At 44.0% G+C, this 21,769-nt stretch carries 20 protein-coding genes and 5 pseudogenes; 9 read left to right on the top strand and 16 right to left on the bottom strand.

What is annotated here, in order from left to right:
- Positions 1–847 precede the first annotated feature (847 nt).
- Positions 848–1,795, top strand: coding sequence for a hypothetical protein (locus DESGI_RS16395; RefSeq protein ID WP_006524604.1), 948 nt, complete (start codon positions 848–850; stop codon positions 1,793–1,795).
- A gap of 20 nt (positions 1,796–1,815) precedes the next feature.
- Here DESGI_RS16395 and DESGI_RS25810 read toward each other — a convergent pair whose 3' ends face one another.
- Positions 1,816–2,028, bottom strand: coding sequence for a hypothetical protein (locus DESGI_RS25810; protein ID WP_157872802.1), 213 nt, complete (start codon positions 2,026–2,028; stop codon positions 1,816–1,818).
- Between DESGI_RS25810 and DESGI_RS16405 the strand changes: the two genes are divergently transcribed.
- Positions 1,946–2,743 carry a sensor histidine kinase gene (locus DESGI_RS16405; RefSeq protein WP_006524605.1) on the top strand — a complete coding sequence of 266 codons (798 nt, stop codon included), beginning with the start codon at positions 1,946–1,948 and terminating at the stop codon, positions 2,741–2,743. The two genes, DESGI_RS25810 and DESGI_RS16405, sit on opposite strands and share 83 nt — an antisense overlap.
- Positions 2,744–2,752: 9 nt before the next feature.
- Here the strand turns inward: DESGI_RS16405 and DESGI_RS26510 are convergent.
- The 3 genes and pseudogenes from DESGI_RS26510 to DESGI_RS16420 form a co-directional block, all read right to left on the bottom strand.
- Positions 2,753–2,962: pseudogene (locus DESGI_RS26510) on the bottom strand (hypothetical protein); the annotation flags it as partial.
- 41 nt (positions 2,963–3,003) lie between these two features.
- On the bottom strand, positions 3,004–3,318 hold the full coding sequence (locus DESGI_RS16415) for a hypothetical protein (protein ID WP_006524606.1): 315 nt from the start codon (positions 3,316–3,318) through the stop codon (positions 3,004–3,006).
- Positions 3,319–3,531: 213 nt separating this feature from the next.
- Positions 3,532–4,104 (bottom strand): ATP-binding cassette domain-containing protein, encoded by a 573-nt coding sequence (locus DESGI_RS16420; RefSeq protein WP_006524607.1) that lies wholly within the window; start codon positions 4,102–4,104, stop codon positions 3,532–3,534.
- A gap of 178 nt (positions 4,105–4,282) precedes the next feature.
- Here DESGI_RS16420 and DESGI_RS16425 point away from each other — a divergent pair, with 178 nt between their 5' ends.
- The 3 genes and pseudogenes from DESGI_RS16425 to DESGI_RS26685 all read left to right on the top strand — a co-directional run bounded on the left by DESGI_RS16425 (position 4,283) and on the right by DESGI_RS26685 (position 7,234).
- The gene (locus tag DESGI_RS16425) at positions 4,283–4,906 is read left to right on the top strand and encodes a TetR/AcrR family transcriptional regulator (RefSeq protein WP_006524608.1); all 624 of its coding nucleotides are present in this window, start codon (positions 4,283–4,285) and stop codon (positions 4,904–4,906) included.
- Positions 4,907–4,918: 12 nt separating this feature from the next.
- Entirely contained in the window at positions 4,919–5,653 is a 735-nt protein-coding gene (locus DESGI_RS16430) for an ABC transporter ATP-binding protein (RefSeq protein ID WP_006524609.1), read from the top strand.
- Positions 5,654–6,512: 859 nt separating this feature from the next.
- A pseudogene (locus tag DESGI_RS26685) lies at positions 6,513–7,234 on the top strand (efflux permease Rv1217c-related protein).
- A gap of 223 nt (positions 7,235–7,457) precedes the next feature.
- On the opposite strand, the pseudogene DESGI_RS24750 reads toward DESGI_RS26685, so the two are convergent.
- The 8 genes and pseudogenes from DESGI_RS24750 to istA all read right to left on the bottom strand — a co-directional run.
- Positions 7,458–7,604 (bottom strand): annotated as a pseudogene (locus tag DESGI_RS24750) (23S rRNA (uracil(1939)-C(5))-methyltransferase RlmD); the annotation flags it as partial.
- A 92-nt stretch (positions 7,605–7,696) separates the two neighbouring features.
- A complete protein-coding gene (locus DESGI_RS16445) occupies positions 7,697–8,014 on the bottom strand; it encodes a type II toxin-antitoxin system RelE/ParE family toxin (protein WP_006524612.1) in 318 nt (105 codons plus the stop codon).
- Positions 7,998–8,285: a type II toxin-antitoxin system prevent-host-death family antitoxin gene (locus tag DESGI_RS16450; RefSeq protein WP_041284950.1), complete on the bottom strand. Its 288-nt coding sequence runs from the start codon at positions 8,283–8,285 to the stop codon at positions 7,998–8,000. Before DESGI_RS16450 ends, DESGI_RS16445 begins: the two co-directional genes overlap by 17 nt.
- 400 nt (positions 8,286–8,685) lie before the next feature.
- Positions 8,686–9,288 (bottom strand): class I SAM-dependent methyltransferase, encoded by a 603-nt coding sequence (locus DESGI_RS16455; protein ID WP_006524614.1) that lies wholly within the window; start codon positions 9,286–9,288, stop codon positions 8,686–8,688.
- Positions 9,289–9,628: 340 nt separating this feature from the next.
- Positions 9,629–10,531 (bottom strand): REP-associated tyrosine transposase, encoded by a 903-nt coding sequence (locus tag DESGI_RS16460; RefSeq protein ID WP_245561111.1) that lies wholly within the window; start codon positions 10,529–10,531, stop codon positions 9,629–9,631.
- Between the two features lie 234 nt (positions 10,532–10,765).
- A complete protein-coding gene (locus tag DESGI_RS16465) occupies positions 10,766–11,152 on the bottom strand; it encodes a hypothetical protein (protein WP_015617995.1) in 387 nt (128 codons plus the stop codon).
- Position 11,153: 1 nt separating this feature from the next.
- Positions 11,154–11,922: pseudogene (istB, locus tag DESGI_RS16470) on the bottom strand (IS21-like element helper ATPase IstB).
- A complete protein-coding gene (gene istA / locus DESGI_RS16475; protein WP_083940038.1) occupies positions 11,915–13,435 on the bottom strand; it encodes an IS21 family transposase in 1,521 nt (506 codons plus the stop codon). Before istA ends, istB begins: the two are co-directional and overlap by 8 nt.
- Positions 13,436–13,826: 391 nt before the next feature.
- Between istA and DESGI_RS16480 the strand changes: the two genes are divergently transcribed.
- Genes DESGI_RS16480 through DESGI_RS16490 form a run of 3 tightly spaced genes read left to right on the top strand, consistent with a single transcriptional unit; the run spans position 13,827 to position 15,995 of the window.
- Positions 13,827–14,147 carry a PadR family transcriptional regulator gene (locus DESGI_RS16480; RefSeq protein WP_006524340.1) on the top strand — a complete coding sequence of 107 codons (321 nt, stop codon included), beginning with the start codon at positions 13,827–13,829 and terminating at the stop codon, positions 14,145–14,147.
- A 5-nt stretch (positions 14,148–14,152) separates the two neighbouring features.
- Entirely contained in the window at positions 14,153–14,764 is a 612-nt protein-coding gene (locus DESGI_RS16485; RefSeq protein ID WP_006524339.1) for a DUF2812 domain-containing protein, read from the top strand.
- Positions 14,765–14,768: 4 nt separating this feature from the next.
- Positions 14,769–15,995 carry an erythromycin esterase family protein gene (locus tag DESGI_RS16490; protein ID WP_006524338.1) on the top strand — a complete coding sequence of 409 codons (1,227 nt, stop codon included), beginning with the start codon at positions 14,769–14,771 and terminating at the stop codon, positions 15,993–15,995.
- A 208-nt stretch (positions 15,996–16,203) separates the two neighbouring features.
- Here DESGI_RS16490 and DESGI_RS16495 read toward each other — a convergent pair whose 3' ends face one another.
- The 3 genes and pseudogenes from DESGI_RS16495 to rlmD form a co-directional block, all read right to left on the bottom strand.
- A complete protein-coding gene (locus tag DESGI_RS16495; protein ID WP_006520307.1) occupies positions 16,204–17,421 on the bottom strand; it encodes an IS256-like element ISDgi1 family transposase in 1,218 nt (405 codons plus the stop codon).
- A gap of 173 nt (positions 17,422–17,594) precedes the next feature.
- Positions 17,595–17,762: pseudogene (locus DESGI_RS26640) on the bottom strand (virginiamycin B lyase family protein); the annotation flags it as partial.
- A 160-nt stretch (positions 17,763–17,922) separates the two neighbouring features.
- Positions 17,923–19,287 carry a 23S rRNA (uracil(1939)-C(5))-methyltransferase RlmD gene (gene rlmD, locus DESGI_RS16500; RefSeq protein WP_006524337.1) on the bottom strand — a complete coding sequence of 455 codons (1,365 nt, stop codon included), beginning with the start codon at positions 19,285–19,287 and terminating at the stop codon, positions 17,923–17,925.
- A 474-nt stretch (positions 19,288–19,761) separates the two neighbouring features.
- Between rlmD and DESGI_RS16505 the strand changes: the two genes are divergently transcribed.
- On the top strand, positions 19,762–20,358 hold the full coding sequence (locus tag DESGI_RS16505) for a TVP38/TMEM64 family protein (RefSeq protein WP_245561112.1): 597 nt from the start codon (positions 19,762–19,764) through the stop codon (positions 20,356–20,358).
- A 159-nt stretch (positions 20,359–20,517) separates the two neighbouring features.
- Here DESGI_RS16505 and DESGI_RS16510 read toward each other — a convergent pair whose 3' ends face one another.
- The gene (locus tag DESGI_RS16510) at positions 20,518–21,702 is read right to left on the bottom strand and encodes a DUF362 domain-containing protein (protein ID WP_041285626.1); all 1,185 of its coding nucleotides are present in this window, start codon (positions 21,700–21,702) and stop codon (positions 20,518–20,520) included.
- Positions 21,703–21,769: the final 67 nt, after the last annotated feature.

A 21,769-nucleotide genomic window follows, 5' to 3' on the forward strand; every position in this document is an offset into this window, starting at 1 on the left:
ATATATACTTTATGCCAAATTACTATGTGTGTCAATGTACTTTGTCGTAAATTTTATATTGCAGTAAACCCTACCGTTTTGATATCTGTCTACTTTTGGGTTATTTTTACTTAGATATACCTAAAAAATTTTGCACTCGACAAGACCTGACACAGTTTCGGAAGGCGATTGGTTTAAAACTAGATGAATCCACCACATGGAGCTGATATCAGCCCTATGTGGTAGATGCTTATTTAAGTTCTTATGTGTTTGACCAGATTTGTATAAAATTTAATCATATAAAATATTGGTCTTATTTACATCCACCTCAAAACTACAGCTTTTCAAGGGAATCTATTACAAATAGAGGTTTACACATATTTTTTCATTGCTTAACTAAAAGCCAATATGCTCTTTATAATTATCTACCTGCCTAAAGGCTGTAAAAAACAAGGAGAGGGTGCAGCGAACTTTTTCGCTGCACCCTCTCTTACAATTCAAGGAAGTTGTTGAGGCAGAAGCAATGTACAATTCCTCTCCCTATACCGGCAAGGTTGTTACCAATAATTTTGGAAATATGCAATTGCTCTCCTCCCACTAATGCATGTTAAATTTTATCTTATGTTAAATATAGCATACAAAATAAACTTGCCAAAACTTCCAGAATATTCAGCCGCTCAGAGCATAAATAAATTTTGGCTTCAGAGTAGATTTCTTAATTAAACCTTGTCTTGAATCTACACCTTCATATGGTTTAATAACTATCGACGGCTGGATGTGAATGCTTCAACGTACAGGCGTCGAGAGGTGATAAGGGAGCAGTAAAAAAATACATGATAACCAAGATTAAATGAAAGGGGAATTAATCATGAAAAACAAAAAAATTGCAAAAGTTGTAGTCACAGGAATGTTGGTAGCGGGATTGGCAACCTCCTATGGTGGTCCGGTCCTGGCCGGCAATAACTCCTCTACAGGGAATAACGGAGCGGCAAGCATAGCGTCTGGCAGAACTATGGTTCACAGTATCATTAACAGGGACGCCAATCAAAGTATCCTTAAAGAGGCCCTAGCTGACCTGGTGACCGCGGGAACCATTACCCAGGACCAATCTGATACCGTGCTCACGTATTTCCAACAAAATCTACCCCAGAAACCAGTGCTTGATATTGCCAAACCGGCTGATGGTATAAATAAGTCCGAACAGGGTCCGGTGCTGAAAATTGTCGACCCCCTGAAGGATCTGGTGGACAATGGGACCATCACCGAGGATCAGGCCCAGTCAATCAGGGATAAGATGAGCGACATTACTGACCAGCAGAGACAGCAGCAGTGGCAAACAAGTCTTAATACGCTGGTGAGCGAAGGTACCATCACCCGGGACCAGGCCGATAACATTCTCACGTTCCTGGAAGCCAACGCTCAAAAAATGAAGAACATGAAGCAGGATATGCTGGATCAAACCAAAGACATGGACAAGGAACAAATAGCCCAATATTTTAAGGAAAACCTGGACAATATCAAAGACCCGGTCAGCCAGATGGTCAACCAGGGGATCATCAACCAACAGCAGGCTGACGCTCTGAAACAAGCAATGCCGTCCCTGCCGAAAGTTGTGCGTATGCAGATGCTATCGCCGCAGCAACTGCAGGCAAATTTGGACGAACTGGCAGCCGATGGTACCATAATCCAGGACCAAGCCGACAATATTCAGGCCTTCCTGGCGGACAACGCTCAAAAGATGAAATTTCATTTACCCTGCCAACGATTACCGTCACGCAAGGGGTATCCTCAGCCGCTATCTACCGGTTTACGTTGAGCCCCTCGGCATTTGCGGTTTTATCCAACCTTTACCGCCAGGTGCTGGAAGTAGCTGTTCCTGGCCCTGGCGCTGGCCGTACTCATCGGCTGGCTGCTGAGCCACTGGCTCGCCCGGCCGCTGTCCCGCCTGGTCGCGGCAACGGAAGCGGTGGCCGGGGGCAACTTCCTGGAGACGGTGGACCGGTCGGGCATTATTGAACTGGACCGGCTGGGTGAGCAGTTCAACCGCATGGTCCTGTACCTGCGGGAATCCTTCCGCTCCCTGGCCGCCGAGCGGGATACAGCGCAGCGCTTTGCCGCCGATGCCGCCCACGAATTAAAAACGCCGGTAACCACACTGAGAGCTTACCACGAGTTAATTACAGAAAATCCGGAGCGGCTAAAACAGGTCTTACCTGCCCAGGGCAGGCAAATCGAGCGGATGGAAAATATTATCTCCGGTTTGCTGCAGTTAGCCAATTTAAGCGAAGGCAGCGGCCTGATGCTTCAGCCTGCCGACCTCCGTGAAGCGATACACCGCCTGGCTCCAGTCTACCAGGCCCTTGCTGAAGATAGCGGGCACCACCTGACCACCACCTGCCCGGATAGTCCTGTGCCTGTATTGTTGGACCAGCGCCTGCTGGAACTTGCTTTGAATAATCTTATGGACAACGCCGGCAAATATACGCCACCCGGTGGACAATTGACTCTGACTTTACAGGTGGACACCCGCAGCGCGGTCATCACTGTAAAAGACACCGGTAAAGGTATTGCACCGGAGGAGATGCCCTTTATCTTTGAACGTTTCCAACGCGGAGTCGACACCCAGTCCATCCCCGGAACCGGCTTAGGACTCGCCATAGCCAGGGAAGCTGTCCAGCGGTTGGGCGGCACTATTACAGCCGACAGCGAAGCGGGCCGTGGCACACAGTTCGTGATCCACCTACCGCTCTTGCAGACCCAATAGAGGCACGTATTAACCTCGCTGATATCCAACGCTATTTCGGTTGTCGTCATAATACTCGTAGTCTTGCTTATGGGCTTGTATCATAATCAGCTGCTGTTTATGTATAAATGTTACGATTTCATCCTGCAGCTGCTTGGTAATATCCGTAAACTCAACGCTAACAAAATATTTTCCATCCGAATCATTAACGCAACGCACCACAGTACCGGAAATGCTGACAACTTCGCCTTTTACGGTAAATCAGGGGACGGTTCTTTGTTCTACGCTCTGAATATCTTGTTGACAGTAAATCCTGTCAATCTGGACAGCTGTCTCAACGAGCTGCCCTCCAATTCCTTCATATACTTTAGAATTTCTTTTTGAGTATCCGGAAGCTGATTCTGTAGTGATGCCAACTCAATATTATACTTCCTTAAGATTATCTGCCTTATCTCTTTATCGGATATTGTTTTCCTTCCCTCGGTTATTTCAAGACACTGGTCATTATTTGATTCATTATTAAACTCCTTGAATTTTTCAATAGCTTTTTCCCTATCCTCATGGAACATATCAAGCACATAACCTGTATTAACCATTTCCGATTCGTAACCTCAAAAAGTTTCTCGTAATCTTTATCATCCTCAAAAATACTCTGCTGGTTAATCCCTCTAAACATTACGTGATATATCCTGCTTTCACTTTTCTTTCTTGCCGTTCTTGGCATAAAAAAACACCCCACCAGTATGTTATCATCCTCCAGGGTGTTGTCAAACAAAGAACCGTCCCCTGTTCTAGTCACCCTGTTCTAGTCACTCTTCATTAAGACTTTTCTTATCATCCTCTCCTAACCTTTGATTTAGTTTTCCGCCAATGAAGGCCAAGTCACATTCAAGTTGCAGAATGCGGTTGTGAATAGTTATAAAATCTAATTCGCCGGTATTTTGTACACATTCATTTTTTCTCATTCGTAGATAATAATCATAATTTCCGTCATAAAATTTTAACGATCCATGCTCCAACAGCATGATTTTGGCAGCAATCCTTTGTACAAAATAGATATCGTGTGAAACAAATAGGATGCCGCCCGTATATTGCTCTAAGACTTTTTCGATTTTTTCCTTAGCGGCGATATCTAAATGGTTGGTAGGTTCATCCAAAACAAAAAAGTTTGCACCTGACAAAATCAGCCTGGCAAATGCGACCCGACATTTTTCTCCCATACTCAACCCCTTAACCTTCTTAAAAACATCGTTTTTCTTGACGGTAGTTACGATATTGTTTGTTGAAGCGTCGTCATATTTTTTTTGGGCAAATTCAGCCAGAGCCGCGTTTAGTATACGTTCTTTTTTTTGATCGTTAAGATTTTCAAAAAAATTACTCAAGAGAAATCCCGCCTTTCATACAAATATACAAATCGACCACCATGGTCTATCAATTTAAAAATAGACATGGTGGTCGATTTGTCAAGGGTTTTTATATTTTTGCACCCCTCTTGACCTAACAGGTAAATTACGTTATACTTTGACCTGTCAGGTAAATTTGCTTGGGGGAGTGAGAAAAATGCAATCGAAAATTTGGGATTTGGACGAAGCGCGGCGTTTGAACATTATCAGTGCTGCTTTGCAGGAATTTGCCACAATGGGCTACGCCAGTGCTTCGACCAATGTTATTGCTAATAAGGCAGGGATTTCTAAACCCTTGATGTTCCACTACATCGGCAGCAAAAAGGAACTGTTTTTGTTTTTGTACGATTACTGCTTGGAGTTTTTGCAGAAGGAATACTTTGGCAAAATCAACAAAGGCGAAAAAGATATTTTTGCCCGCTTGACCAACACCTGCCTGCTAAAAATAGAAGTTTTGCTCAAATACCCCTGGATCTTCGATTTTGTGCGGATGGTCACCGCTGAAAATAGTGGCGAAGTAGCGGAAATTATCAGCCAAAAACAGTGGGAAGTAGAAAATACCAGCTTTGCCGAGTTTTTCGGCGATATTGAAACTATCCACTTTAAAGAAGGCTTGGATATTGAAAAAGCCAAGGAGCTTATTTTTTGGGCTGTTAGCGGTTATGCAACTAAAGTTTTGGAAAACCAGCGCGGCAGCAGCTTGTTGAACATGGATTATGAGGCCATAAAAAACGAATTTGCCGCTTATATCGCGGAATTAAAAAAAGCCTTCTATAGATAAGGAGGTTAAACCATGAACATCATCCAAACCAACAATTTGCAAAAATCCTTTGGCAAAACCAAAGCCCTGCAAGGTTTAAATTTAACTGTGGAACAAGGCCAAACTTATGGCTTTATAGGCCCTAACGGGTCCGGCAAATCTACCACTATCCGCGTTTTATTGGGGTTGATCAATCCCGATGGCGGTACTGCGGAAGTTTTTGGCAAAAACCCGGTGCAAGATGCCGTGGAAATTCACAAGCGCATTGCCTATATCCCCGGCGAACTGGCTTTATGGCCCAACCTAACCGGCGGCGAAGTTTTGGATTTTTTAGGTCGGCTTTCCGGCGGCGCGGACCAAAAACGCCAGGCCGAACTCGTGGAGCGCTTTCAATTGGACCTCAGCAAAAAATGCCGCAGTTATTCTAAAGGCAATCGGCAAAAGGTGGCGTTGGTAGCGGCTTTTTCCGCCAAGGTGGAACTTTTAATCTTAGATGAACCCACCAGCGGGCTTGACCCTTTAATGGAACTCATCTTTCAGAATTGCTTGCGTGAGGCCACCAAAAATGGCCAGACAGTTTTACTATCCAGCCATATTTTAAGCGAAGTGGAAGCCGTGTGCGATACTTTGGGCATCATTCGGCAAGGTGTGTTGGTGGAAAGCGGCAAGTTAAGCGAGCTGAAAGCCATCCCCGGCACCACCTTGGAGGAAATTTTCCTGAAGCACTATGGCGAAGATTTAGCCAAGGCAGGTGAGCGACATGACTAAGTTTACCGGCACTTTAAGTTTATTGCGTTTGGCCATCCGGCAGGACCGTTTTAGCCTGCCGGTATGGATAATACTACCTTGTTTAGCCTTTTGGGGGCAAGTCAGCTTTGCCTTGGCCATGCCCGATTGGCAAGTTTTTTTGGGGGAGTTATCCTCCAATCCCATGACGACGGCCATTTTGGGCCCCATTGTACCTTTGACGCTAGAAGGTGCCATTATGTTGCGCTCCATGGTGCAAGGAGCTTTAGTTTTAATGATTGCCGCCCCCTTAGTGGTGATTCGGCACACGCGCAGCGAAGAAGCCTCCAGCCGGGCAGAATTCTATTTAAGCCGTCCGGTGGGTAAATATGCCCCCTTTATGGCTGCTTTAATTTTGAGCATGGGCGGTAGTTTAATAGCCGGTCTTTTGGTGACCATCTTGTTGCTGATAAGCGGCTTTGCTGTGGCAGGCTCCATCGTGGCAGGGCTAACTTTAGCTTTTGCGGGTTGTTTTTTTGCTGGCCTGGCTTTAATCATCGCCCAAATTTTTACGGCACCAAAATCAGCTTGGATAGCCATAACTGTGCTTGTGGGTTCCACTTATTTTACCATGATCATGAATAATCTTTCCGGCGGGTTTTCCGGTTGGTTATGGTTAGCGCCGCAATCGTGGTTTAGGGGGACGGTTCCCTTTGGGGAAAATGCCATTTGGCCCTTCTTCGTTTTTGCTTTGATGTGTGCGCTAACAGTTTTTTGTGCCTATGCAATCTTAAAAAACCGCGATATCGCCGGCGGGCTTTTTGCCGAACCAACCGGCCGCACTACAGCTCCTAGCTTTTTGGCTACGCCTTTCGCCTTAAATTTATGGCAAAACAAAAATATGGCGCTGGCTTGGAGTGTTGGCATGGCCTTTTTGGGTTTGAGTGTTGGGGCCATCAGCCCCACCATCGCCGACCAAATGAGCGAAATGTTGGCAAGCTTTGCTTCCTGGGGGCCGGCTATGGCCAAATTAGGCAACCAGGAAGGCCTTGTAGCGTTGATAATTTATATGTTGGGTTTAATGGGCGGCGCTATTTTGGCCGTGAGCATGATGATAGGCTTAAAAAGCGACGAAAGTGCCGGCTACACCGAAATGATGTTGGCTAAACCCATTAGCCGTGAGCGTATATGAGAAGCTTTATTGGTATGGCCTTTTTGTACACCGCGGCAGTGCTAGTGGTATTAGGGCTCTCCACCGGCATTGGCTGGGGTGCGGTTACTGGTGACAACCTATTTCTCTTTAAAACTTTAAGAATGGCCATTACCAAAATTCCTTCCTTATGGTTAATCGTAGGTTTTGCCGCTTTTTTATATGGCATGGCACCCAAAATCCAAACCGTGTTGAGTTTGCTTTTGGTAGGCGCTTTAATCGTGTTGGAAATGTTTTGGGAAGTAGGCTTAGTGCCTTGGGAAGTTTTGGCATCCACGCCTTTTGGCATAGCGCACTATAGCATCCCCATTAGCGAACTAAACATTCTGCCTTTGCTTATCGCGCTTATTTTGGCCGTAGGTTTGGCTTGGTTGGGTGTGCGTGGCTTTGCAAAAAGGAATATCGGAGTATAACTAAACAAAAAAAGGCCGCTGCGTGCGACCTTTTTTTATTTTACCTTTGTACCTTTACTGTACCTTCAAAGCATGAAAATCCTTTTTGCCTTTTTTAAGCAGGATTAAACCATCCTGCACATCGGTAGCAGTAATTAAATGGTTAATATCGGTGATTTTTACTTCATTGAGGTAAAGCCGCCTTGGCCAATTAAACGCCGGGCTTCCGATTTAGAAGTCATCATTACAGGTTCTGCAACAGGATTATGGTCTCTACATGACTCGTATGCGGAAACATGTCCACCGGCTGCGCCTCCCACAACCGGTAGCCCAGTTTGTCCAGGCACGCGATGTCCCTAGCCAGGGTGAAGGGGTTGCAGGAGACGTAGACCGGGCAGTGCACCGGTACAATCGCTCCACCATTCCTTCACAAATGTCTGGTTATTCAATAACTTAACAACTGAGTGCCTGACCCCATATTTCCTACAGCAACCAACCATAATCCTGCCTGCAGCCCACCACGGCATCTACATATACAGTACTATCTTTCACCTTATAAACCAGCAGATACCGCTTCGCCATCAGGAGCTTACGGTATTTGCCCGATGGCACCAGCGGATCGGAAAGCCATGGGTTTCGCTCTGGAAATTTTTCCAGGGACTTTGCTTTTTCATTAAACTCGGCAATAAGTTGCAGGGCTGCCGTTTCACTGACCTGTGCAAGAAAACGTGAATGAGATACCAGCATCTGAGCCGCCTCATCGGGGATAGCCACTTTATACAACTTACCCTCGTTGTCCATCCAATACCTCCTTGACAGCGTCCTTCATCATATTGGACACCTCGTCAATGGAATAGCCCTTTTTGCCGCTCAACCTGCCTTCCTCCGCAGCAATCAGATTTTCCCGAAGGCGCAGCATGCTTTCACGTCTGGCAAAGGCTTCAATGTCCATTACCACCAGATCTCCTTCTCCGTTTTTAGTCAGATATACCGGTTCTCCCGACCGCTTGCACAGCTCGGAAATCTCATTGTAGTTTTTTCGAATTGCCGCAGATGGCTTGATATTAATCATCCCGATCACCTCGTTTCGTAGCATTATTGTATCCTTATTTTATGCTTATTATACTACAACAGAAGCGATCTGTAAATCTGAAGGCATCCGCTGCTTTATATTCAAGGCTAGGACAGCTTCCAATAAAGTGCATCTTTTTTGTATGCACAAGGGTTATATAGTTTACCCAAGTCCCTCGAACCCTCTATTTATCGACCTTTCAACCCTTCAATCCTCGCAACGACCTCACAATGCCTTGAGGATACAAAAAAGATGTCCGTTGAGCCTGGTGGTGCCTTGGCGGATATGTCATCTTAAATCAATACATGAATAGTTCTTTAAATTGTCTCTATTATGATTTGCCACTTTCAATTAATCTCAAGATTCTTAAATCCAGTAACGGAATTAAATATTTCTAACTCTATTTCTGAGAATCAAGAATAAACATAGATGCATCATGTCCCATGAATATTTTACTTCCAGTATAAAAAGTTTTGGATTGAATATCTCTGTATCCTATTTTAGTCATAATGTCGGTTAGCTTTACTTGATCAAATCCGTTATGAACCATATCAGAGACTATTTCTTCATTTTTATTAAAATCTACGATTAGTAAATGCCCTCCTACATTTAGAACATCATATAATCTTGATAAAACTAACTCAACATCATTAATATGGAGTAGAACCTGAGCCATAAAAATATAATCAGCATGTAAATCCGAAAGACTATCTTTTTCAAAGTCAAAGCATAATGTAGCTGCATTCTGTATATTAGAATTAGAAATTTTTTGCTTTATTTGATTAATCATGTTTTGCGATGTATCCAGAAATAGCATAGAATTGAAATCATTTAACAAGTTCATTCCAACAAGACCAGTTCCACACCCAAAATCAATAGCATTCTTATTATTAGCGTCAACTAAATATTCACGAATGGCATCTGATGCCACCTTTGCAATTTGGATTCTTTCAGAAGTGTCATATATATTAGCTATCATTTCAAACTTGTCCGTATTCCCCATTATTACCTCTCCAATCTACCTTAATAAAAAATCTAATGTCATCTGTTTTATCTCCTCAAGGGTCACTTTGTCACTGGAGCTCTAAGATCAATCAGACCCCTTATTTATCAAGGTTTATGCTCGTTTCAACAGGCAAACCGTTTCTGTATGCCTTGAGGATACAAAAAAGATGCCGCATCAATCTGGTATCCCCTTGGCGGCGGGGTATCTTTCAGAAACAGTCGCCTGGGCAGGCCATTTTTTTAGGTTTCGGCGCCTGCTTTTGCTTTACAATCAGAATATAATTGTAAACAATAAAACCTTCAAAAAGCGAACACGAAACAGGGGACGGTTCTTTGTTTTACGCTCTGAATATCTTGTTCACAGTAAATCCTGTCAATCTGGACAGCTGCCTCAACGAGCTGCCTTCCAATTCCTTCATATATTTTAGAACTTCTTTTTGAGTTTCCGGAAGCTGATTCTGTAGTGATGCCAACTCTATATTATATTTCATTAAGATTATCTGCCTTATCTCTTTATCGGATATTGTTTTCCTTCCTTCGGTTATTTCAAGACACTGGTCATTATTTGATTCATTATTAAACTCCTTAAATTTTTCAATAGCTTTTACCCTATCCTCATGGAACATATCAAGCGCATACCCTGTATTAACCATTTCCGATTCGTATAAATACTCCTTATAGCTGCTCCATTCATATTCCTCCATATTCTCTACCAATCCTGCTTTTACCGGGTTTTGATGTATGTATCTTAACACGGTAAGAAAATATGAATCATCCTCAACAGTTTCACTCTTAAATCTATCTTGAAATAAGTGGCCTTTTCTGCCGTATTGCCAATTGTACCAGTATACATAGCTGGTTCCGATCCTCTTCATTATATTCGAAAGTTCTTCCCGGCCTTCTCGAATTAATAAGTGTATATGGTTTCCCATCAAACAGTAGGCGTATATTTCATATTGTAACTCTTCACGGTATTTGTTAAAAACTTTAATAAGTTTCTCGTAATCTTTATCATCCTCAAAAATACTCTGCTGGTTAATCCCTCTAAACATTACGTGATATATCCTGCTTTCACTTTTCTTTCTTGCCGTTCTTGGCATAAAAAAACACCCCACAAGTATGTTATCATCCTGCCAGGGTGTTGTCAAACAAAGAACCGTCCCCTGTTCTGCCCCCTGTTTTCCCTTGGGCTGAACACCTACTCCTTCTTTATCATTCGAATAGTTTACCAGATCATCCACTCTATATAATTCTGCCAAAGCTAAACAATTATTTTATAAAATTATTTTCGCGTAAAAATTAAGCACTTAGCGAAAATTCCCTCAAACTGTTTTTTGCAAGAGCTTTTTGGAGAAAGTTGCAAGTAATTTTTCCATAGTATTGCATCTCCATTTTCCACAATGTTGCAAGTTCTCTTTCCCCGCCATGTTTTACAGGGAAAGAGAAGACTTGCAGGCATTTGTTACCTGAATTAATTAAAAAGACAGTGATTCGGTTAAGTATTCAATCCGCCGTTCTGCCATTCTGAAAGATTCCAGACCGTGATCTGAAAGCATTTGTTCCAATTCGGCAACATATTCCTTAAGATCACGTGCCTCGCAGGATTTTTCAATATACAGATTCTTAAGGTGCTCACGCTCTTCCTGCCAGCGTTCGGACGGGCTTTTTACTGTGACATCCAGTTCCCCGGCCTCATAATCACGAATATCCCGCCGGATGTTAGCATAAAGATCCTGTTCGGTGAATTCATACGGAAATGGCTCTTCTGCATATTTCACGAGCAGATACCGCTTAAGGTCATTGGGAAAAGACCTCCTGTATATATGTTCAAGTTCTCTGATAATTGTTTTGTTTATTGTCATATCAGTGACCCTCCTTCTTATCTGTTGACGCTATTGAGCGGTAAAGGTCATTGATACTGGACTCCCTTAACCGGTTGTTCTCTCCCGGAAACAGGAGAAGATAGCAGTGGTGCATGAGTCTGCCTACAAGGGCGACAGTCATCTGCTCATCATAGAGTACATTGACCCACCTGGAAAACTCCAGGTTCGTGTTCAGTATGAATGGACTTGTGCTCATGTATCTCGGAGAGATAGTCAAAGAGCAACTGGGCACCGGTACGGTCGTATGGTACGTAGCCCCACTCGTCCAGTATAATGACAGATGCTTTATTCAGTTTTTTCAACAGCGTCCCCAGTGTGCCGGCCTTCTTGGCTTCCGAAAGCTGGTTGACCAGTGCTGCAGTGCGGTAGAATTTGACGGGAATTCCTTTCTGGCAAGCGCTCACGCCAAGCGCAGTGGAAAGCATGGTTTTCCCGGTACCTGTCCTGCCGTACATGATGACATTTTTCTTTTCCTTGATGAAATCAAGGGACTTTAGGCTTTCCGGTGTCAGGTCGGAAGGGAGCGTGATTTCATCAAAACGAAATCCGTCAAATGTTTTGATGCTGTAGAAACCAGCACTGTTAATCAATTTGGCTGTACGACCCTGTTCACGGTTTTTCAGTTCTGCAGACAGTAGTTTATATAAGTATTCCTGATGTGATTCGCCCTCCGTTGTCTGTGACATATCGGCCAGATTGCGGCTCAGCTTCAGTTTTTTGCAGCAGCCAATGATTTCTTCTTCAAGCATTTGCGGCACCCCCCTTCTTCAGGAAGGTATCGTAAGCGATAAGGTTGGTTGTCATCTGACCGACATCCGGTATTTCCGAATTGAGCGGCATCGGCGGAAGTTCCGGCACATCAGCGTAAATACGCCGGTAGAGGTTCTTAAGGCTATCCGCATCAGATGCGCCGTAACAGAGTGCCTGATTGACGGTACTGAGCGCACTGTCAAAGCCTGTTCTGTCCGTGAGTTCTGCCAGAACTTTAAGAACCTTTCCTGTTTCCGTATTGGAGCAGCCCTCAAGGAATTGTTTCATTGCAGGCGGCATCATGTCATAGATACCCGAATATTTCAATGCGCGTGGACGTATGGAAAGCTGCCTGAGATATGGAAGCCAGTCCATGCTCTGCTTTTTGGTATCGCCGTAAAGGCGACGGTGTCTTACGATTTCACGGTAGTTCTCGTCCATGACGATGACAAGCGATGATGTCAGTTTCAGTTTAACCACTGTATTTGCATATTTCGGTGAAACCGAGTATTCGTGCATCCCTTTGTTCAGATAAAATTTGCCCCAGTTGTTGGTGGTAGCATTACCTTTGCCACTTAGGTCGAACTCGATTTCAGGAAGAGGATGGCAGTGTTTTAAGTCTTCCGCAAACAATTCCTCAATGGTCTCATTGCGGCGGTAATGCTCCCTGTTGGCATCTTCCTCGCACATGTCGAGAAGCTGCCGGTTGAAATCGGAAAGCGCAAGAAAGTGCGGCATGGGGACAAGAAAGTTACGCCTCTGGTAACCGACTTTGTTTTCGACATTGCCTTTTTCATGGCCTTCACCGGGGTTCATAAATACGGCTTGAAAAATGTAGTGTTCCCGGAAACGATCAAACCGTTCGGTGGTCTCACGTCCGCCACCCCGAATTACTTTTGTTATGATGGTTTTGGTGTTATCAAACCACAATTCGTCGGGTACAACACCAATGTGCCGAAAGATGGCGTCAAGTCCTTCCAGAAGGCATTCCATGTTTTCACCATAGAACAGTTGCAAGTAGCCTTTGTTGCTGTATGGAAATGACACTTCAAGATATTTTCCGGTTAGCCGTGTGCCATTTTCATAAAAATCGGCTGTGCCGAAATCAACTTGCGCCTCACCTGGACGGTGTTCCAGTGGAAGGAATCCGCCCTTGGCACCGTTAAAAAGTTCCTCGTGTTTTACAGCATAGTAGGAAGCAACCGTCCTGTATGAACAGTTAAACCCGGGGGATTCCTTCCTAAGACGGTTAAATACCCTCTTGGCGGTATGCCGCTGTTTACGTGGTGCCTGTTTGTCCTCTTCAAGCCATTTATCAATAGTCTGCTTGTAGGGATCCAACTTAGGACAGAAACGCTGTTCCGAAGCCGGTTTGGGAGCCGGTTTGTTGAAGTCCGCCATGTCGACATACTTCTGCACCGTCTTCCAATCCAAATGCAATGCATCTGCGATTTGGGAAATGTTTTCTCCTTTCACGAAGAAACGGAATCTGATATCATGTATCTTGTCCATTGTAAGCATGCTCCTCTCCTCCTTGCATTCTTTGGTCAAATACAAGAATATTGGTTATGGTTTATGCCTGCAATGGATTTTTGCATTACTATGGAATTTCCAATTGCAACATTATGGATTTTTGACTTGCAACTTTCGGTATTTTTATCTTACAACAAACACCACCTCAAACCATAAGTCTGAGAGAACACAAAACGCACTTCAGTATTTACTAAAAATCTTCAAAGCCTTTGATATGGACCTATAGCCCTATCCCAATAACCGTCTCCACAGTCTAGCGGATAAAAAAGATGAACTTTTTATTTTGCTGTTGACATATACAGTTGGGCTGTATATAATCTATCTATACAGTTTAACTATATAGTTTAGTGATATAAAATGAGGTGTGAAAATGAACGTATCAAAATATTTACCGCTAACGGAAACGACATTCTATATTATGCTGGCCTTACGAAAAGCCGGCCATGGCTACGCAGTGATGCAGAAAGTTGAGGAATTAAGCAAAGGCCGTGTAAGAATTGCGGCAGGAACAATGTACGGAGCGATTGAAAATTTAATGAAGCAAAAGATGATTGTTTCCGTCCCCTCAGAAGATGCAAGAAGAAAAGTGTACCAGCTTTCACCTATGGGGCATGAGATTTTGGCACTGGAAGTTGAACGCTTGAAAAATTTAGTAGAAGTTTATGAGCAAACAGAATCAGAGGAGGTATAAAGCTAATGAGAAAGTTTAAGGTATTTGCCAATTTTAAAAAAGAGGAATCATATCTTAATGAAATGGCTAAAAAGGGATATTTTCTTATTAAACATTCCGCTTTTGGGTTTTATCATTTTGCAGAGGGTACACCGGAGGAGTTGCACTACCATGTGGATCACCGAAAATTTAAAACACAAGCTGACTTTGAGGATTATAAGGCCCTTTTTGAAGATGCCGGCTGGCGACACGTTTACGGCACAAAAAACAGTTTAAATCAATACTTTTTACCTAAAAACGGCAACAAAGACGATGATATTTTTTCTACAAAAGACTCTGCGGCTTTGCGTTATAAGCATCTGAATAAAATATGTTATGCCAATGTTACCGTTGCGATTGGCTATTTGATTGCAGTGCTTATTAGCTGCGACTTTAATTTATCAAACATAGGATTTTTAACACCGGGACTTTGGGAAATGTCAGATGCACAATTCTGGAGGGCATTTTTCCTTGAGCTTCCGTTTGTACTCTTTCGTACTGTTCCTATCGCACTGTTTTTGGTTATGGGTATTGCCTATGCGGTATGGGGAGGCAAAGCAAAAAGAATCTATTCTAAAATGATGGAGGATGAAAAGTAATTTCATGAAAAAAGTAAGTATAACAATAATGGCACTCTTTATCTGCCTACTTTCTTTATCCGGATGTCAGCAAGCAAAAAGCACACCGGAGATAAGCCAATATGTTCAACCAATCAACACGTTACAGGTAAATGACGGCGTCAAAATAGTCGGTCTCGGGGAAGCTACTCATGGCAACAAGGAATTTCAACAGTTGAAAAAAGATATATTTGAAGCACTGGTGAATCACAACAATTGCAGAATCTTTGCTTTGGAGGGCGACTTTGGCGGTTGCGCAAAAGTGAATAATTATATCCTTGACGATGAGGGAACGGCCAAGGAAGCCGTCGCAGAAATCGGTTTTGCTATCTATCGTACTAAAGAAATGGAGGAACTGGTGCAATGGATGCATGACTATAATCAAACCGCTAAAGAAAATGAGAAGCTGAAATTCTACGGTTTTGACATGCAGCGCTACGATAACAGCAAGGAATTTCTTTTTATGTATTTAAATAAGGTTGACAATGCCTTAAGCGACAAATACAGAGAATTGCTTGCCGATTTAAACGACGAAACAGTTTACAATCAAGATAAGGCAAAAGTGAAGCAAGCACTATCCGGTGTTGAAGAATTAATGGAAACTATGACCGCGCAAAAAGACAACTACATCGCTCTAACAAGCGAAAAAGAATATCAATTTGCCTATCAATGCGCACAGTCTATCAAAGAAAATGCGACTTTGCACGGGACCAACGCTAATTATTCTCAGACACGAGATGAATATATGAAAAACAAGATAGACTGGATTCTAAACTATGAAAATAACCAGATGATATTTATCACAGGCCATAATGGACATATTGGAAAAACCTCTGCGGCTTCCGGCTATACTTCTATGGGTAATCGCTTGGCTGACAGCTACGGTGATCAATATTATGCAATCGGAACAGATTTTTATAAAAGCACATTCAACACAGTAACCAGTACAGGAAAGTCCAAGGTAATGACAGTTCATCATAGCAATGATTTAACGAGGGTTTTTACAGGATTTAATAGCAATATTAATTTTATAGATTTTGCATCTGCCAGCCAAAATCCGCAAATAGCTAAAATACTCCAAAGTACACAGTCAATGGGTAACATAGGGGCTGAATTCAACGATTGGCAAAAGATAAGCAAGATGTTTTATACACTCAAAATGAAACCGGCAAGGGCATATAATGCTTTGATTTTTGTGAACAAGGGAATGTGAAATATTACGTGTAAATGGTTTTTCCTCTTAACACAAAACTATCTTAGTTAGAATCAACTAGGTAGCCCTTTATATGGAGAGGGGCCTGTGTTAGCCTGTTGCGGCGGGAGACCAAAGCGTAGCGTGGACTCCCCGGTGGGCTCCCAGAAACACAGGCCCAGAGGCTCCATGTCAAGGGCTACCGGTCGGTTTGTTGGCCGGCTAACTTTTATATGGCCATCTCTGATTCTATCCTATCACCAAAGTATATGACAAATTGGGAGATGCAATTTTTCCAATCTTTAACTGGCATAGTCCATTTTTTTGCTGCTTCAACGGTGGCCAGGTAAATAATTTTCTTCAGTGAATCGTCTGTTGGATAGGCAGTTTTAGTTTTGGTTACTTTCCGTAGTTGCCGGTGGTAACCCTCGATGATATTAGTAGTATAAATCATTTTACGGATTTCATATGGGTATTTAAAATAAGCTGTTAACTCAAGCCAATTCTTTTCCCAGGAACGAATTATAATGGGATGTCTTTTACCCCAGTTTTCTTTGAATATTTCAAAGGCTAACTCAGCCTCTTCCAGGGTTAATGCCTGGTACACTTGCTTAAGATCAGCCATCAACTCCTTTTGTTCTTTGTATGGCACATACTTCAGGGAATTACGGATTTGATGGATTATGCAAAGCTGAATTTCGGTATGGGGGAAAACAGTGTTTATGGCCTCAGAAAACCCGGAAAGCCCGTCTTTACAGGTAATCAGGATATCTTGCACCCCCCTGTTTTTGAGGTCATTACATACACCAAGCCAAAAGCTGGCACTTTCATTTTCCCCAATCCAGATGCCAAGTATTTCTTTTTGGCCTGCCATATTTAGGGCCAACACACTGTAGGCCGCCTTGTTTATTATCCGGTTATCTTTACGTACCTTGAAATGGATAGCATCAAGGAAAACAATAGGGTATATACGGTCAAGTGTCCGGGACTGCCACTCTGCAATCAGTGGTAGTATTTTGTCTGTTATCTTGCTGACCATGGTAGGGGATACGTCGATACCGTAGATATCCCTCATGTGGTCCTCAATATCACGTGTAGACATACCCTTGGCGTACATGGCTATAATTTGGTCTTCAAGCTGGTTGGATGTCTTTTCATATTTACCGATAAGCCTTGGTTCAAATTCACCATTACGATCCCGTGGGATTTCCACTTCTGTCTTGCCGAACTTAGTCTGGATAGTTTTCTTATTGTAACCGTTGCGACTGTTGCCAGTATTATTGCCTTCAATGCTGTGTTTTTTATACCCGAGGTGCTCTTCAATTTCAGCCTCGAATATCTGCTGCAAGGTGTCCTTGAATAGATTCTTGAGCATCTCATGTACGTCTTCTACGGTGCGGCAATCCTTTGCTAATTCCTTGATCGTTTTGTCTTGCATGGCTTGCATAAATGGTCATCTCCTTTATTGGTAGTTATAACCATTTACACTAAATTAATTACGTTCTCGTGAACAAAGCAACTCCATCTACACAGCAATAGTGAATACCTTCGCATATGAACTTAAGGGAAACAGAAAATTTAATCTCACTGTTTCCCTTCATCGTACGATCTATCTCCGCATGATGTTATCCTGCCAATCTGTTTGCTTCCCCACTCCGTAAACCAAATACCACCGTCTTTACATGATACTATCGCGTGTGGTTTTGCATTTTCCATTGACAACGGATATTCAGAGAATTCACCTAATATAGTAATTCTACCTGTTTTGTTACCCATAATAATTATAAATCCAAACGTCCAAAAGTGGTTTCAATTCCTCATGATTATAAAAAAATACCTAATGTCATCTATAAAAACCCCTCAAAAATCGGGCCGAAAAATGCACTTTTTTCCCCGATTTTTGCCCATTATTTGCTTTAAAACCACAACATATTGTGGTTGACCCGCCTCATTTGCCCTTAAAACCACTATTTGTCATCAGAATTATCGTCTCAACATGCCCCGTATGCGGGAACATGTCCACGGGCTGCACTTCCTGCAGCATAAAACCCAACTGATGTAGATACCCCAAGTCCCTGGATAACGTAGCCGGATCGCAGGAAACGTAGACCACCCGCCGGGCACCGCTCTGGGCCAGGGCATCCAGCACCTCGGGGCGGCAGCCACTACGGGGCGGGTCCAGCACCACCACCTCCGGACGGTATCCCTTATCCACGTGCTCCGTTAGCACCCGCTCCACCGCACCGACAAAGAAACGGGTGTTTTTTATACCGTTAAGCGCGGCGTTGGCTTCGGCGTCCCGCACCGCTCCCGGTACTACCTCGTAACCCCGCACCGCTTTGGCGTACCGGGCCACGTATAAGGCAATGGTGCCTACCCCACAGTACGCGTCGGCTACCTCTTCATGCCCCTGCAAAGCGCAGTATTCCAGTGCCTTTTGGTATAGCGCGACGGTTTGGGATGGGTTCACCTGATAAAAGGAAGCAGCGGAAATGCGAAAACGCAACCCTTCTATTTTATCTTCGATATAGCCCCGGCCAGCCAGAGTTTGGTAGCGGCCGGCTATTTTTTTACCGATGTTTTGGGTATAACCCACTATTGTTACCACTCCTGGAATAGCGGATATTTTACCGGTTAATCCGGCCAAGTCCTCCCCGCTTTTTGCACCTGTAGATTTGATGATCAATACTACCATCACTTCACCGGTGCCGCCCCGGCGCAGAATAATTTCCTCCGGTAATGCCGCACCTGCCGGGCTATCCTCCAGCACCGCCTGAACCGCTTCGGCCACCCGGCCCAAATCCCGGTGGGCCAGCAGGCACGAAGTCCCGTGACCACCATCGACGCTCGCCACCAGTTGGTGTGATTCCGCAGCGAAAAAACCCAGCACCACTTTTCCGCCTTGCCGCCGCATTTTAAAACGCACATTGTTGCGGTAATGCCAGGGGTCCGGCATGCTGATGATATCGCGCACCACACCCCCGTCAACACCACCTATGCGAGCTATATTTTGCCTGACCAGGTCGGTCTTCCACCTCAGCTGTTCGTCGTAGGCAATATGCTGTAGATTACAGCCACCGCAGCGTTCAGCCATGTTACAGGACGGCATTACCCTGTATTCCGAAGGTTTAACGGTTTCCAACAGCTCCCCCCGGGCATATCTCTTACGCAGCTCTCCAATTCGCACTGTAACCTGCTCTCCGGTCATCGCACCGGGTACAAAAACCACCATACCCTCATCAGCCCGCCCGATACCCTCACCATAGCGGTTAATATCCGTTATATGTAGTTTTACTTCCTGTCCTTCCTGCAAGTGGTTCACTCCGATCTCGTAGCACATTAATGCATAGGTTTTTTATCTTACGTCTTTTTGGGGAAGGCCCCAAAAAAGACAGGTGAATATTATGTTTAAAACAGACGTCATAGTACCTCTTTACATAGATTATACCACTCCAGCCTCAAAGTTTATTATCCTCCGCAAATGCTCAACTTTTAACGGTTATTCTTAACATGAATCGCCTGACATGAGGAAATTAATCATTATAATGGTTAGTGCAGCTTTTTATCTGTCTACTAAGACACTGGATGGATGATCCGTCCCCGGCAAGCTGAGCCTCAACTCAACGCCCAGCAATTCAATAATTTCCTTTACAGCACCCCTTACCCATGTAGTAATATATAATGTATGAAACCAAGTATCAGCATAAAAAAACCTTCAATTATATTAGCCTTTACTCTTATACTGTTTTTGACAACAATATATCTATGGAATATTGATTTAAGAACTGTGGTAAAGACTGCTGCCTCGGGCGATATAAAGTCCGCGGCACAGGCTATTGCTGATGCGGGAACACCGGCTATCCTGATAAGCATTTATATTAATTCTGCTATCAGCATTATGGGAGTGGTACCCTCAGTCTTTTTAACGGGGGCCAATGTACTAGTCTTCGGCCTATACGAAGGATTTCTGGTATCCTGGGCGGGAGAGGTTATCGGTGCCATAGTTTCTTTCATGCTTTACCGGTGGGGCATAAAATCCGCCGCTAAAATACCTACTAATCGCTGGAAACTCATAAAAACTGTCAATGTTTTACCCGGGGCAAGGCAAATTTATTTTCTAACGGTATTACGCATGGCCCCCTTTGTGCCATCAGGGTTAATTAATCTCTTCGGAGCATTAACTACCATTCAGCTAAGCAACTTCATAATTGCTACTACAATAGGCAAGTTTCCCGCTCTGCTATTGGAAACCGCATTCATTTATAACCTTATAAACATCAACAAAGGCTATATCAACCTAGGCATCGGTATTATAATTGCCGCCCTTTTGTATTTTGGTGTCAAAAAAGAGCTTGACCGCCTGGCCAAATTACATCAAAACTAGTAGTGTTTCACTGCGGGAAATACAGTTTACTAAAAAAATGTTTGGCTTATTTATCTACTCACTTCGGTTTCCATACGATAAATTTTCAACAACCAGCCTTTCATCATATACGGTCTTATACTTAATAACGCAAGAAAACGATCCCCCTTGTCTACCATTTTATCTGCCCAATAGGCCAAAGCGCCGGATAATCCGGCCCGGCAGGCTGAATTTTAATTCAATGGCCGCTTCAGGGCACATTTCATGGCAGCAATAGCAGCGTATGCACGCCCTATCGTTAATGAATGCCCGGCCCTTACTGATGGTAACAGCCCCCTGGGGGCACGTGGTATAACACGTAGCACAACCGGAACACTTTTCTTTATCAGGCACCGGGCGAGGTGTCAGGGATTGCTTCACCACGGGCGCCCAAACACGCTGGTACCTGGCCAGGCGATCCAATCCCCTGGCGTCCCGCGCCACCCTGGACGGTTTTTTAAAATCCTGGACAGCGACCTCTGGGGGTAGCGCACCGACAACGGGTAACTTGTCCAGTTTTCCATTCCACATTCCCCTGTCCAAGGCGGCACTTAACATGGGCACATCCAGTGGATTAATATTAATGATGTCACAGGCGATCGCATCTATAGCTATGGGATCTCGGCTCGCCATCACGATACCCAGGGGGCGGGGAATACCATGCAACCCCGGTCCGTCTCCCTCTAAAGCTAAAACCCCGTCCATCACAAACAATGCCGGTTTGACAGCAAGAATAATGTCCAGTAACATATCGGCAAACTGCTCGCTGCTTTGCAATTTGGCATGGTAACCGGCCTTGGCAAGGCCGGGGATTACCCCGAAAAGAATTTTCGCGGCACCTGTAAAGGTGGTAAACATATGCGTCTTCAATTTTGGCACCGCTATGATAACATCACTTTCTATTACGGGACTCATGACTTCAATGCGCTTAATTGTTTTCCCTCCGGCAAAGGAAAGCCATTGGACTGACGTATCCCAGTTCAACTCAAATCCACCGGCCTCGGCAAGTTCCAGTAAACCGGCTGCCTTGTATGCCCTCTTTAATCCGGCCTGGGTATAAGGGATGGGACCGGGGCTGTCGGCCACCAGGGGTCGCCCGCCCGCTTCCCGCACTAGTTCAGATAACGCTAAAACCACAGCTGGGTGAGTGGTCACCGCCTTCTCAGGTGGTGCTGCAGTTAGTAGGTTTAACTTAAGCAGCACCCGCTGGCCGGGCTTTACCAATTGGGTCATCCCGCCCAGCAAGTCAATACTCTCTTTTACAGCACCCCGTACCCGGTCATATTCATAATCACTGCATTTTACTATACTTACTGCATCATTCACCTTGACCACCCCATTTTGCCTGCTTTTTCTACGTAATTAATTGTATATTTTATCCTACAAAGAGAAA

The sequence above is a fragment of the Desulfoscipio gibsoniae DSM 7213 genome (assembly GCF_000233715.2).
GTDB classification, from domain to species: Bacteria; Bacillota; Desulfotomaculia; order Desulfotomaculales; family Desulfallaceae; genus Sporotomaculum; species Sporotomaculum gibsoniae.

Bases quoted from the DNA above. Each gene is read 5' to 3' on its own strand.
- DESGI_RS16395 (WP_006524604.1), top strand. From the start codon at position 848: ATGAAAAACAAAAAAATTGCAAAAGTTGTAGTCACAGGAATGTTGGTA.
- DESGI_RS25810 (WP_157872802.1), bottom strand. From the start codon at position 2,028: ATGCGGTTGAACTGCTCACCCAGCCGGTCCAGTTCAATAATGCCCGAC.
- DESGI_RS16415 (WP_006524606.1), bottom strand. From the start codon at position 3,318: ATGGTTAATACAGGTTATGTGCTTGATATGTTCCATGAGGATAGGGAA.
- DESGI_RS16425 (WP_006524608.1), top strand. From the start codon at position 4,283: ATGCAATCGAAAATTTGGGATTTGGACGAAGCGCGGCGTTTGAACATT.
- DESGI_RS16430 (WP_006524609.1), top strand. From the start codon at position 4,919: ATGAACATCATCCAAACCAACAATTTGCAAAAATCCTTTGGCAAAACC.
- DESGI_RS16445 (WP_006524612.1), bottom strand. From the start codon at position 8,014: ATGGACAACGAGGGTAAGTTGTATAAAGTGGCTATCCCCGATGAGGCG.
- DESGI_RS16450 (WP_041284950.1), bottom strand. From the start codon at position 8,285: ATGATTAATATCAAGCCATCTGCGGCAATTCGAAAAAACTACAATGAG.
- DESGI_RS16455 (WP_006524614.1), bottom strand. From the start codon at position 9,288: ATGGGGAATACGGACAAGTTTGAAATGATAGCTAATATATATGACACT.
- DESGI_RS16465 (WP_015617995.1), bottom strand. From the start codon at position 11,152: ATGACAATAAACAAAACAATTATCAGAGAACTTGAACATATATACAGG.
- istA (WP_083940038.1), bottom strand. From the start codon at position 13,435: ATGGACAAGATACATGATATCAGATTCCGTTTCTTCGTGAAAGGAGAA.
- DESGI_RS16480 (WP_006524340.1), top strand. From the start codon at position 13,827: ATGAACGTATCAAAATATTTACCGCTAACGGAAACGACATTCTATATT.
- DESGI_RS16485 (WP_006524339.1), top strand. From the start codon at position 14,153: ATGAGAAAGTTTAAGGTATTTGCCAATTTTAAAAAAGAGGAATCATAT.
- DESGI_RS16490 (WP_006524338.1), top strand. From the start codon at position 14,769: ATGAAAAAAGTAAGTATAACAATAATGGCACTCTTTATCTGCCTACTT.
- DESGI_RS16495 (WP_006520307.1), bottom strand. From the start codon at position 17,421: ATGCAAGCCATGCAAGACAAAACGATCAAGGAATTAGCAAAGGATTGC.